This window comes from Alteromonas sp. H02, assembly GCF_059682525.1.
In genome coordinates this window covers 4,612,055-4,624,124 of record NZ_CM185021.1, presented here as the reverse complement: position 1 = coordinate 4,624,124, position 12,070 = coordinate 4,612,055, and the positions used below count along the sequence as shown (strand labels likewise).

The 12,070-nt window shown below is 50.8% G+C and carries 12 protein-coding genes; 9 read left to right on the top strand and 3 right to left on the bottom strand.

The genetic code is table 11. From position 1 onward, the window contains the following. Positions 1-70 precede the first annotated feature (70 nt). Complete coding sequence (locus tag AC566Q_RS21440) at positions 71-637, bottom strand: TIGR04211 family SH3 domain-containing protein (protein ID WP_499610625.1); 567 nt, start codon at positions 635-637, stop codon at positions 71-73. A gap of 217 nt (positions 638-854) precedes the next feature. Here AC566Q_RS21440 and AC566Q_RS21435 point away from each other — a divergent pair, with 217 nt between their 5' ends. Together AC566Q_RS21435 and AC566Q_RS21430 are read left to right on the top strand one after the other, a co-directional pair. Further along, positions 855-2,360 carry a CYTH domain-containing protein gene (locus AC566Q_RS21435; protein ID WP_499610622.1) on the top strand — a complete coding sequence of 502 codons (1,506 nt, stop codon included), beginning with the start codon at positions 855-857 and terminating at the stop codon, positions 2,358-2,360. A 25-nt stretch (positions 2,361-2,385) separates the two neighbouring features. Further along, entirely contained in the window at positions 2,386-3,468 is a 1,083-nt protein-coding gene (locus AC566Q_RS21430) for a helix-turn-helix domain-containing protein (RefSeq protein ID WP_499610617.1), read from the top strand. Between the two features lie 19 nt (positions 3,469-3,487). On the opposite strand, the gene AC566Q_RS21425 is transcribed toward AC566Q_RS21430, so the two are convergent. Together AC566Q_RS21425 and mutH are read right to left on the bottom strand one after the other, a co-directional pair. After that, entirely contained in the window at positions 3,488-3,733 is a 246-nt protein-coding gene (locus AC566Q_RS21425) for a YfhL family 4Fe-4S dicluster ferredoxin (RefSeq protein WP_105935727.1), read from the bottom strand. A gap of 118 nt (positions 3,734-3,851) precedes the next feature. Then, positions 3,852-4,529, bottom strand: coding sequence for a DNA mismatch repair endonuclease MutH (gene mutH / locus AC566Q_RS21420; protein ID WP_499610612.1), 678 nt, complete (start codon positions 4,527-4,529; stop codon positions 3,852-3,854). A gap of 115 nt (positions 4,530-4,644) precedes the next feature. Here mutH and rppH point away from each other — a divergent pair, with 115 nt between their 5' ends. From rppH to AC566Q_RS21385, 7 genes are all read left to right on the top strand, one after another. After that, positions 4,645-5,175, top strand: coding sequence for an RNA pyrophosphohydrolase (gene rppH, locus AC566Q_RS21415; protein WP_105935729.1), 531 nt, complete (start codon positions 4,645-4,647; stop codon positions 5,173-5,175). A gap of 44 nt (positions 5,176-5,219) precedes the next feature. Beyond that, complete coding sequence (gene ptsP, locus AC566Q_RS21410; protein ID WP_499617583.1) at positions 5,220-7,514, top strand: phosphoenolpyruvate--protein phosphotransferase; 2,295 nt, start codon at positions 5,220-5,222, stop codon at positions 7,512-7,514. Between the two features lie 85 nt (positions 7,515-7,599). Next, entirely contained in the window at positions 7,600-8,406 is an 807-nt protein-coding gene (locus AC566Q_RS21405; RefSeq protein ID WP_105935730.1) for a sulfite exporter TauE/SafE family protein, read from the top strand. A gap of 3 nt (positions 8,407-8,409) precedes the next feature. Beyond that, positions 8,410-9,234: a prolipoprotein diacylglyceryl transferase gene (gene lgt / locus AC566Q_RS21400; protein WP_499610604.1), complete on the top strand. Its 825-nt coding sequence runs from the start codon at positions 8,410-8,412 to the stop codon at positions 9,232-9,234. 7 nt (positions 9,235-9,241) lie between these two features. Continuing rightward, positions 9,242-10,075, top strand: a complete 834-nt coding sequence (locus AC566Q_RS21395; protein ID WP_105935732.1) for a thymidylate synthase — start codon at positions 9,242-9,244, stop codon at positions 10,073-10,075. Between the two features lie 8 nt (positions 10,076-10,083). Beyond that, positions 10,084-11,097 carry a response regulator gene (locus AC566Q_RS21390; protein WP_105935733.1) on the top strand — a complete coding sequence of 338 codons (1,014 nt, stop codon included), beginning with the start codon at positions 10,084-10,086 and terminating at the stop codon, positions 11,095-11,097. 19 nt (positions 11,098-11,116) lie between these two features. After that, positions 11,117-12,064: a GGDEF domain-containing protein gene (locus tag AC566Q_RS21385; protein WP_499617581.1), complete on the top strand. Its 948-nt coding sequence runs from the start codon at positions 11,117-11,119 to the stop codon at positions 12,062-12,064. Positions 12,065-12,070 lie beyond the last annotated feature (6 nt).

Genomic DNA, 12,070 nt, shown 5'->3' with positions numbered 1-12,070 from the left:
CATCAAAAATTGAGCCATCAAAAACGAAAAAGGGCGCTTATTAAAGCGCCCTTTCTGTTCGCAAAAGCCACTACATCCAAGAGTCGTTCCGGCGACGACGCTTGGGAATAAAGGTCACTATAATACCCAGTAAAACACCAGCACCTGCAACAATACCGCCATAACTGAACATCCTGTAACGTTCCTGAGTATCCTGATCGCTGATTTGCGCTTCCAGCGACGAAACAGATTGCTGTGATTCATTCAGCGCCGCTTCAAGCTGAGCATTTTGCTGTTTTACCTGCGCCAGCTCCTGGCTCAGTTCGGCGTTGCGCGACTGAACCCGGTTAAGCTGCTGTTCGCTGTCGGCGAGACGCTGACTCAGTTGCGGCAATTGTGCCCGGCGGGAAATGGTGTTGATAAGATACTGATTTTCCACCCAACCCTCACGACCGTCGGCATCGCTGATTTGAGAAAAGTCATTTTCACTGTTGGTTTGCAGCACGGTTACCGGCAATCCGGCTTCAATAGAACCCAGGATCCGGTAATTACGTCCCGGTCCTGAATGCATGTATACAATAAGGTTATCGGCAATATAGTGATCGCTATCGGCCGTTAAATTATCTGAAGATTGCTGAGCCGCGGCTGGCAGGCTCATAAAAACCAGGCCGAAAAGAAAAGGTAGCAAGCGCATGAGTGTCTCTACATCATAAAATAATGCTCTGATGTTAGGGGCTGATACCCTGAAAGGCAAGTGCTTCCCGACATACATTGTTATTGCTGGTGGTCTGCGGCGTGGCGCCTATTGCTAAATGACCCGTCGGCAGGTAATGTAGCCGGACTATCTCGCAACTGCTTATGAGTACGACTGTTCCATGTCGGAAACCGAAATCAAATTTGTGCTGCGCGAAGATCCGTTGCCCGCACTTAAAAACAATCTCTTCACCGCCTTAACGTCGCAGGATGTCTCCATTGAGGAGAAAGGGCAGATTGATCTGCTCAATGATTATTACGACACCACCGAACATTTGTTTCAGCAAAATAAAATCGGCATGCGTGTGCGCGGTGCCGATGGTCGCTACGAGCAAACGGTAAAAACCACCGGACAGGTAAGTGGCGGCTTGCATCAGCGGTTGGAATTTAACGTTGATTTGGATAGTCCGGAACCCGACCTGACCCTGTTTAATGATGTGCCATGGCCACAAGGTCATCAGGCACAAACGCTAAACGAGCAGTTAGAAAAGCAGTTCGGCACACATTTTAACCGAACTATCTTTGATATCAGCTATCCCGATGCTGAAATTGAGCTGGTTTTCGATAACGGCAAAGTTGCTGCGCAACAGCAGGAAGCACCGATCCGCGAAATCGAGCTTGAGTTAAAAAGCGGCGAACTGAGCCGCATGTTCGAGCTGGCAAACCGGCTGGTGGATGCGCTACCGGCGAGATTAAGTGATACCTCCAAAGCGGCCCAGGGGTACCAGTTACTGCACGGTGTTTCTCATAAAGTGACGCCGCTACCGGACTTCCTGCCGCTGAAAGACAATATTTCTACCGAAGCCGCTTTTTGCCGGGCGCTGGAATGTGGATTAGTGCATTGGCAAAAACATGAGCATCTGTACTTTGAAACCGGCGCTACCAAAATGCTTACTGAGGTTACCCGGGCAGTGCGAATGCTGTTACAGACGGTGTCGCTGTATTTACCCGTTTTACAATGCCCGGCCATGCTGACACTGCATAAGCAACTGCTCAGTTATGCCGATAACTGGCTGTGGCAGGACGATCTGCAGAGTTTACGTTTGTTGTTGTCTAAGAAGAGTTTGTTTAATAAAAAGCTGTCACGCTATCCGGCTCTGATCAGCTACTTGCAGGGGCGGCAGGCCGGTTTGGTGCAGGCTCATGATCCTGCGAGCCGGCTTTTTCAGTCTGCGCCCTCAAAGCTTAAGCTGGCTATCGCTGAGATGCTGCAAAGCAAACCCTGGCGAGCCGAGGTAAAAGGTTATGATATGCCGCTGATGGAGCATGCCAAAGGCTGGCTGTCGCAAGGCTGGCAAACTATTCTGCAAACCATGCCCATCCAGCGCCGCATGTACGCTTCCAACTATACGTCGGTAGAAATGCTGTTGCGCCAGACCTTATTTAACGGCTTTTTACTGGCCGATATGTTTGAAGACAGCCGGGGCCACTTCCGGGCGCCATGGTTGGATATTTTAATCGGTATCGATGAACTCAATGCCCTGTTATTATTGAAAAAATCAATTTTTGATGCCGAGCTGGCCGAGCAACAGGAGTTGCTGGAATGGGTCCACGAGAAAACTCACGGGCTGCTCAATGTGATGGAAAGAAGTCGTCAGGTCGCCATGACCGGCGAAGTGTACTGGTAACTGATCACCGCGGAACAAAAACACCATGTCCACTCAACATATGATCCCACTCTGGAGCGCAGGTGCGCTAACTGTCCTGTGGCTGTGTCTGCTGCTTAAAGTCAGCAGGAATAAGGTTGCAGCGAAAGGCTATAAGGGGTTCTGGCTGGCCATGCTGAGCTGGCCGCTGCTGCTTAGCAGTGAATTATGGCAGCTTGTTGGCGGCGCATCACCCTGGTTGGCAGCGGCGGCTGTGGCTGCAATGCCGGTATTGTTGGCCGGAATTTATCGTAACTTGCTGGCGATGCTGTGGCGTAAGCCAAAACGGATAATGTGGCCGTTTTATACGATAGGGCCTGGAATGTTGGTGCTAGTGGTTATTCAGGGCTGGTTGCATGGCAGTGACTGGCAACAATGGCCTGGATTTGCGCCGCTTGGAGAGCCACTCAGTTACTGGGCTGTGTATTTAACTTGCCTGATTGCTGCCTTTTTATTTTTGTACATCAGTATTGTGCTGATTGAGCAACTACAACAATACCACCACGAGTTACCCTTGCAGGTAGTGGATACCGAAATGTATCACATCAAAGGGCTCAGCGGCGCCAGTGGGTTTGCGGTAGGCATGGCTTTCTGCCTGGCGATTATTGTTGCCGCGGTTGCGTTTGGTTTCTTACCGCTGACATTCTGGTTGACCTGGTTTCATTTAGGGCTGGCGCTCACTACGCTGGTATTGCTGGCACAGTTGAGCCGTGCTCACCGGCCGTCACCGTCGCCCTTCGACCACGACGCTATGAGTGCAGCGCCGAAAATGTCGCAGAGCACTGCTCAGGCGGTATTAAAACGCGCAGAAGCCGCGGTGATCAGTCAAAAAGCTTATAAAGAAATCGGCCTGACCCTGGCGATGTTCGCAGAACGGGCAGGCATGTCTGCCAGTGATATTTGTCTGGCGTTACTGGCGGGTAAGAAAACCCATTTCCGTGGGTTTATCTACCAGTATCGAATGAAGTATGCCAAGCAGGTATTAATGGGGTCTGACACCAAACTCGGCAGTGTTACCAAGCGCCTGAAGCTGGGAGCGAATGGCACTGCCAGTCGCAGCTTTTTAAAATACCTCGAAAGCCGCCGCTAAGGGTTAGCGGCCGTGGACGTTATGCATACATGGCGGCGTATTTTTCGGCGAGCTGATCAAGGGTTTCTTTATTTGCCGGATCCTGTTCAATACATTCAACCGGGCAAACATCCACACAACGTGGTTCGTCGTAGTGGCCCACACACTCAGTACAACGTGCAGTATCGATCTGATAAATCTCGTCACCCATGCTAATGGCTTCGTTTGGACACTCCGCCGGACACAAGTCACAGTTAATACATTCTTCGCTGATTAATAAAGCCATGGTTATTCTCCGGGCCAGCCAAATTCTGAGTCCCGACTGTATATAAGTCTTTATTTATATGCAAAGCCGTTAACGCTATCGCTTGATTCAGGTCAAAGGCAACACCGGGAAACGATAATTATTGCTGAAAATGGGTTTGCAGGATTAGACTGGTGAACTGTTTACGCAGATAAAAGCCTCGCGGCCGGGTTTGAATTTTATTACCCTCGGCATCCAGGGCATCGGTTAACACCTGGCCACTGGCTGCTTTAGGTCGAAGCTGCATGACTTCGCCATGCCGTGCCGTCACTGACTCAACCTGGCCAAGGGCGATCATCTCGGTGAGTTCTTCCCAGTCTTGTTGCAACAGGGCGTTTTGTGCTTCGTTGGGTTGCCACAGAAAAGGCGTAGCAATGCGCCGCCTGGCTACCGGTATCTGCCGCTCGCCCTCAACCGGTACCCACAGAACACATTGCAGCTTGTTTTTGACATTACAGGTTTGCCAGGTGATTAACGGTGGCAGCAGTAAGGGGGCATAACACACGTAAGTGGTTTCCAGCGGCTGGCCGAACTGATTAATTGGCAGGGTTTTGAGTTCCACCCCGAGCTCCGGGAAATCCTGTTGTGGCTTAGAGCCGGCGGTGGCGCCTAACCAGGTTTCAATCAACTGACCTGTCCAGCCTTTGTGGCGTTTAAAGTCCCGTGGAATAGCAATACCGGCCATGCCTGCCAGCTCGCCAAGTGTGAATCCGGCAATCGCCTGGGCGCGGCTTTCCAGTTCTGATAAGTCAGCGGGTGCACAGGTTGGTATTTGCAAACCTTCTATCCCTTAAAAAACCATTACGTTAAACAAATGTCATAAATACTTTGCATGCACAAAGGTTTGTGAAAGAATGCTATCACAGAACATTATAAAGTGCCCGGGAGTCTGAGTGATAGATACCGATGGATTCCGTGCGAATGTGGGCATAGTGATTTGCAACAAAATAGGTCAGGTATTTTGGGCAAGACGTTATGGCCAACATTCATGGCAGTTTCCCCAAGGCGGAATAGATGAAGGGGAAACTGTAGAGCAGGCAATGTATCGTGAGTTACATGAAGAAGTAGGACTTACCCCGAAAGACGTAAGCATTCTGAGTGTGACACGAAATTGGGTGCGATACAAACTGCCCAAACGGTTAATAAGGCAAGGCAGTAATCCGGTTTGTATAGGACAAAAACAAAAATGGTTTTTGTTGCAACTGGATTGCCAGGACAAAGACGTAGATGTACTGAAATCCGGTCATCCGGAATTTGATGACTGGCGCTGGGTGAGTTACTGGTACCCGGTGAGAAATGTGGTGTCCTTTAAGCGCGATGTCTACCGCCGTGTAATGAAAGAATTTGCCGGAACGGTGATCACCTCGCAGCCGCGACACCAGCATCATCATTCAAAGCAGCATCGTCGCAAACGACGCGGATAAGGGTAGGGTCACTCTTGGCGGCAGAAGCGGGTCGAAAAAACAGCATTCTAACGGTACTTAAAAGTATTGTTCAGGAGGTCAACCAAATTCCCCGGTTGACCGATGCATTGTTTCGCCTGGCTGAACGCGTTAAGCAAACCATGGGCGTCGACTCCTGCTCCATTTACCTGGCCGACTACAACTCTCAGGCTTTTGTTCTTAAAGCCACCGACGGCCTCGCGCCTGACGCTGTGGAGCTGGTTAAAATAGGTTTTTCTGAAGGTTTAATCGGCTTGGTAGGGCAGCGTGAAGAGCCGCTCAATATTCAGGATGCGCCCAACCACCCTCGCTTTAAACATTACCCGGAAGTTAAAGAAGAAAGCTATCACGCCTTTCTTGGCACTCCGATTATCCATCAGCGTAAAGTGCTGGGTGTTATCACCATGCAGCAAAGCGCCAAGCGTAAATTCAGTGAAGATGAAGAAGCCTTTCTGGTGACGCTGGCGGCGCAAATAGCGCTGGAAATATCCCACGCTGAAACCCGTGGCGCACTGAACCCGATTGCCGGTATTTACGCTGGCCACATGCAAAAGAATGTTCGCGGCGTGCCGGGTTCACCGGGTCTGGCCATGGGCGTGGGGTATTCGCCTCATGCGGCTTACACGCTGGCTACCTGGATTGTAAAACAGTCGGATAATACCCAGCAGGAAATTGATTATTACCGCAAAGGCGTAGAGGTTACCCGCACCCAGGTCGAAGCGCTGTCGCAACGGCTGGAAGGCCAGGTACCTGATGATGTGCGGGCAATTTTTCAGCTTTATCATCAATTACTCGACGCCAATAGTCTGGGGCGGGAAGTTGAAGCAAAAATCCGCGAAGGCTGGGATGCCGCTTCATCATTAAAGCTGGTGGTGGAAGCCTATGCAGCCCGGTTTGAGGCGATGGAAGACCCGTACATGCAGGAACGGGCTATCGATATTGTGGATTTATCCAATCGGATCCTGGTTAATATTCTGCAGGTGATCAGTGGCAAGACCGAAGCGGTCAGCGATCGGCCCAGCGAGGCTAGCATTCTGGTGGCCGAAGAAGTCTCTGCGCCAATGCTTGCCGAATTCCCCAAGGCGTTTCTGGCCGGGATTATTTCCATTCGTGGCTCCAATAACTCCCACGCTGCTATTCTGGCCAGAGCCATGGGCGTACCGGCGGTCATGGGCTGTCAGAATGTTTCGCCAACCCTGCTTGAGAAAAAAGACATTCTCCTCGACGGCTATGCCGGTGAAGTCATTGTGTCGCCTGAAAAGGCTATCAAGGCTGAGTTCAGTCAACTGATAGAGGAAGAAAAACTCCTCTCAGAGCGCATCGACAAAGAAGCCGACAAGCCCTGCGAAAGTGAGGACGGCTGCCACATTAGTTTGCAGGTTAACGCCGGGTTATCCGCAGAGGTTGAAACTGCCGTGCACTCCGGCAAAGTCGGAATAGGGCTCTATCGTACGGAAATTCCGTTTATGATGCGTGAGCGTTTTCCATCTGAAAGTGAGCAGGTTGAGCTGTATCAGAATGTCCTGATGAGCGCACCAAACCGCGAGATTGTTATGCGCACGCTGGATGTGGGGGGGGATAAGCCGTTGCCCTATTTCCCGATTACCGAAGAAAACCCGTTTTTGGGCTGGCGTGGCATTCGCCTGACCCTCGACCATCCGGAAATTTTCCTGGTACAAATCCGTGCCATGTTACGCGCCAGTATTGGCTTACAGAATCTCAGCATTATGCTGCCGATGATTACCAGTGTTGGCGAAGTGAACGAAGCGCGCCGGCTGGTAGAACAGGCCTTTTTTGAGGTAGAAGAAGAAGCCCGACTGAAAGGCGAGCGGCTTTATCGCCCGCGCCTGGGTATAATGCTTGAGGTTCCCTCGGTGTTGTATCAATTACCGCAACTGGCTAAAAAGGTCGATTTTTTCTCGGTCGGCAGTAACGATTTAACCCAGTACCTGCTTGCCGTAGACCGCAACAACACACGGGTAGCCAGCTTGTATAACAGCTACCACCCAGCAGTACTCTCGGCTTTGTATGACATTGCCAAACAGGCCGACCAGTATCAGGTACCCGTATCTGTGTGTGGGGAAATCGCCGGTGAACCAGGCGGCGCCATCCTGCTGATGGGTATGGGGTATCGTAAACTTAGTATGAATGCCTTTAACCTGCGTAAGATTAACTGGGTGGTGCGCAACGTAAACCTCAGTGAGGCGCAGTCGTTGCTGTCTTGTGCATTAACTTCCGACAGCTACGAAGAAGTCTTTAATCACATCAATCAGTATCTGGAAGTGAAAGGGCTCGGTGGATTAGTCCGGGCCGGTTCTTAAATTCATCATATTACAGGGCTATGCTAACCCTCTGTAAGGTGGACTTATGGTATGCTAGCAACCTCAATCATTACGGAGACTTAGATTGGATCCTCTGCTACTCATTTTCGTCAGTTGTATGGCCCTGGGAATGCTCACCGGGACGCTGGCTGGCATGCTCGGCATTGGTGGCGGCCTGATTATCGTACCGGTGCTGTCTGCGCTGCTGACCGGTATTGCCGGCATCAGCCATGAACTGGCGATGCCCATGGCTATTGCCACTTCATTGTTCACCATTATCGTCACCGGTTTTTTCTCTGCCAAAGCCCATTATTCACTGGGCAATATTGTGCCCCGGGTGATTGTTTTAAGCGGTACCGGTATTGCGGTTGGTGCCATCGCCGGTGCTCAACTGGCCAGCATGTTGCCGGCCGATATTCTCACCAAAGTGTTTGCCGGATTAGTCATACTCATTGCCGCACAAATGGTATTTGGCAAGCGTACCGCCTCGAATAAAGCTTATACGCCAGCCATCCTAATTACCGTGGGTGCCATTGTAGGAACCATCTCGGCATTGATGGGCATCGGCGGCGGTGCTTTGCTGGTACCGGCACTGGTCTGGTTTCAGGTGCCTATTCGTCAGGCAATTGGCTGTGCAGCAGTCAGCGGTCTTGTCATCGCGTTATTTGGCACCGGAAGCTTCATCCACGCGGGCTGGAATTTACCCGATTTACCAGACTGGTCACTGGGGTATGTTTACTTACCCGCAGGATTTGGCATTATGGCCACTTCTATATTTACTGCTGGCTTTGGCGCCCGGTTAGGGCAGAATATGCCAACAGAATTACTTAAAAAGATTTTAGCGGGACTACTGGTGTTAGTGAGTATCCGCATGATTATAGGAATGAATTAGTACATGGGTGAAACAGACTTCCTGGTATTTCCCAATATCGATCCGGTTATTGTCAGTCTCGGGCCACTAAGCGTGCGCTGGTATGGCATGATGTATTTGCTGGGCTTTATTGCCGCTTATCTGCTGGCTAAAAAGCGCTTACCAAACTCGCCCTGGAACCGCGACCAGCTCAGCGATCTGCTGTTTTGGGGCTTTGTTGGTGTGATTATTGGTGGGCGCCTGGGTTACGTGCTGTTTTACCAGTGGGGATTGTTTGTGGAAGATCCCACTTATCTGTTTAAAATATGGACCGGCGGCATGTCGTTCCATGGCGGCTTACTGGGCGTGATTGCAGCCATGGCCTGGCAGGCTAAACGTCTGAATGCCAGCTTCTTGCAGGTTGCAGACTTTATTGCGCCACTGGTGCCCATTGGCCTCGGTGCAGGCCGTATTGGCAACTTTCTTAATGCTGAACTGTGGGGGCGCACTACAGATGTACCCTGGGCGATTATTTTCCCGGGCGCTGGTCCACAGCCACGCCATCCTTCACAACTTTATGAATTTGCCCTGGAAGGTGTGTTACTGTTTATTATTCTCTGGCTGTATTCTGCGCGACCAAGACCAACCGGTGCGGTGGGCGGCTTATTCCTGATGGGGTATGGCGCGTTTCGCTTTATTGTTGAGTTTTATCGCGAACCTGACGCCCATATTGGCTTGTATCAGGTTGGCCTGAGTCAGGGACAGTTACTCTGTATCCCGATGATCCTCGGTGGTCTGGGACTAATGGTATATGCCTATAAAAACAAGGGTGTCACAACAACACCTGCTAACAAAACGGTAAAGAGCTAGACGACGCATGAAAGAGTACTTAGCATTAATGCGCCATATTCGCGATAACGGCGTAAAAAAAGAAGACAGAACCGGCACCGGAACATTAAGTGTATTTGGCTATCAGATGCGCTTTGACCTTAATGAAGGTTTTCCGCTGGTAACTACCAAAAAGTGCCATCTGCGCTCCATTATTCATGAATTGTTGTGGTTCTTAAAAGGCGAAACCAACATCGCCTATCTCAAGGAAAACGGTGTTTCGATCTGGGATGAGTGGGCCACGGATGAGGGCGAGTTAGGGCCGGTTTACGGCCATCAGTGGCGCAGCTGGACTGGCGCCGATGGCGAGACCGTCGACCAAATTACCGCGCTGATCAACGAAATTAAAACCAACCCTGATTCCCGCCGTCTGATTGTAAGCGCCTGGAACCCGTCAGTACTACCTGATCCAACGATGTCACCGAAAGACAATGCGGCCCACGGCAAGCAAGCGTTACCGCCTTGCCACACCCTGTTTCAGTTTTATGTGCTGGAAGGAAAGCTCTCCTGCCAGTTATATCAACGCAGTGGTGATGTCTTCCTTGGCGTACCCTTTAATATCGCCAGCTATGCCTTGCTGACCCTGATGGTGGCACAAGTGTGCGGCCTCGAACCCGGTGAGTTTATCCATACGCTGGGCGATGCCCACCTGTACCTTAACCATCTTGAGCAAACAGAACTGCAGTTAAGTCGTGAGCCCTTTGCACGCCCGACCATGCGGCTCAACCCTGAGGTTAGGGATATCTTTGGTTTTAGCATTGATGATTTCACTTTAGAAAACTATCAGTCGCATCCACACATTAAAGCGCCGGTGGCCATTTAAGGTGGGTTATGAGTAAAACCAATGTACTGATTTGCGACGACTCGGCTTTCGCCAGAAAGCAGATGGCCCGGGCTATTCCCGATGGCTGGGACGTACTGTTGCATTTTGCCAAAGACGGTCAGGAAGCGCTGGAAATGATCCGCGCCGGAAAAGGCGACGTGATGTTCCTTGATCTGAATATGCCGGTAATGGATGGTTATGCCACCATGGAAGTCATCCGTCGGGAAGACTTACCTTGTTTGGTGATTACCGTATCCGGAGACGTTCAGCCTGAAGCGCGCACCCGTATGCTGGCCATGGGTGCATTAGACTTTATTCGTAAGCCCATCGATAATCAAAAGCTTATCACCTTACTCAAGCAGTACGGCATTTACACCGGCGACGCCCGTTCAGAGCAGCGTAAGAAGCAAACTGCACTCGCTGGTAGCAGCGACAGCGAAAAGCTGGATGCTTACCGGGAGCTAGTTAATGTGGCCATGGGCCGGGCGGGTGAAAACCTTGCCCGCCAACTCGGCGAGTTTATCGACTTACCCATTCCCAATGTGAATATCATTGAGAACAACGAACTGCATATGGCCTTTGCCGAGGTTAACCGTAATGACAGTGTTTCGGCAGTGTCCAAAGGGTTTGTTAGTGCCGGTATCAACGGTGAAGCGCTGGTCATTTTCAATGATACTGACTTTGAAAATATCATTACGCTATTAAATTATGACCAGTTGTCGGCCGCGCCAGCGCAGCTTGAAGCGCTGATGGATATTTCTAATATCCTTATTGGTGCCTGCCTGAATGCCCTGTCTGATCAGCTTAACGTTACTTTCAGCCACTCGTCACCGATTATTCTGGGGCGCAATCGTGAGCTGGAGAGTTTGCTGGCAAACACCAAGCAGCGCTGGAATCGTATTATGGCGGTAGAAATTGGTTATGGTATTAAACAGCGCGGCATTCATTTTGAGTTGCTGTTGTTGTTCCCGGATACCTCCATGGAGCGTATTTATTCACGACTGGTAGATATTGAGGACTAATGCCGTGAACACTGATGTAATGGAAGAACTTAGCCGCCAGCATTGGTTACATGACTTACTGAGCTCCGTTGAAGTAGGGATAGTGGTGCTCGATCGCGACTTTAAGGTGGAAGTGTGGAACCAGTTTATGGAAAACCACAGTAACCTGCGGCCCAGCCAGATTGTGGGTAAGTCGCTGTTCCAGCACTTTCCGGAGATTGAGCAGGACTGGTTAATGCTAAAAGCAGAGCCTGTGTTTAACCTCAAATCCCCGGTGTTTCTGATTTGGGAGCAGCGCCCCTACTTGTTTAAGTTTGGCTGTAACCGGCCTATTACCTCCGAACTGGACGTCATGTATCAGAACGTGACCCTGTTTCCTTTGTCATCGCTGACCGGTAACGTCGAGCGTATGTGTATGCTGGTTTACGATGTAACAGACCAGGCCAGCAGCCGGCTGAATATCGAAGGCCTCAATAACCAACTTACCGAAATGAGCCGAGTGGACGGACTCACCCGATTGTATAACCGCCGCTATTGGCAGGAACGGTTTCAGAGTTTGTATCGGCTGGCAAAACGCCGTGAGTCGGCCAATACTGCCGTGATGCTTGATATTGACCACTTTAAGGCGGTTAACGATAACTATGGCCATCAGGCCGGGGATAAAGTGATTCAGACTCTGGCACAAATCATCAAAAAGCAGACCCGGGAAACTGACCTTTCTGGTCGTTATGGTGGTGAGGAATTTGCCATTATCTTAGCCGATGCCAGCGGTGACGGGGCGATGCAGGTGGCTGAGCGGATCCGCAAGGCGGCCGAGGCAACTGAAGTTACCCATGATGGTCAGTCCATCAGGTTTACCGTAAGTCTGGGGCTGGCGGAATTCTCCCCGGCCTTTCACAATGAAATGCAGTGGCTGGATCTTGCCGACCAGGCGCTCTATGAAGCCAAGGAAAACGGCCGTAATCAGGCTATCCTGCGGGCCAAATAATTCGGC

What these genes read in the sequence shown, in the direction of transcription:
- AC566Q_RS21440 (WP_499610625.1), bottom strand. Translation starts at nt 637, where the DNA reads ATGAGCCTGCCAGCCGCGGCTCAGCAATCTTCAGATAATTTAACGGCC.
- AC566Q_RS21435 (WP_499610622.1), top strand. Translation starts at nt 855, where the DNA reads ATGTCGGAAACCGAAATCAAATTTGTGCTGCGCGAAGATCCGTTGCCC.
- AC566Q_RS21430 (WP_499610617.1), top strand. Translation starts at nt 2,386, where the DNA reads ATGTCCACTCAACATATGATCCCACTCTGGAGCGCAGGTGCGCTAACT.
- AC566Q_RS21425 (WP_105935727.1), bottom strand. Translation starts at nt 3,733, where the DNA reads ATGGCTTTATTAATCAGCGAAGAATGTATTAACTGTGACTTGTGTCCG.
- lgt (WP_499610604.1), top strand. Translation starts at nt 8,410, where the DNA reads ATGGGTGAAACAGACTTCCTGGTATTTCCCAATATCGATCCGGTTATT.
- AC566Q_RS21395 (WP_105935732.1), top strand. Translation starts at nt 9,242, where the DNA reads ATGAAAGAGTACTTAGCATTAATGCGCCATATTCGCGATAACGGCGTA.
- AC566Q_RS21390 (WP_105935733.1), top strand. Translation starts at nt 10,084, where the DNA reads ATGAGTAAAACCAATGTACTGATTTGCGACGACTCGGCTTTCGCCAGA.
- AC566Q_RS21385 (WP_499617581.1), top strand. Translation starts at nt 11,117, where the DNA reads ATGGAAGAACTTAGCCGCCAGCATTGGTTACATGACTTACTGAGCTCC.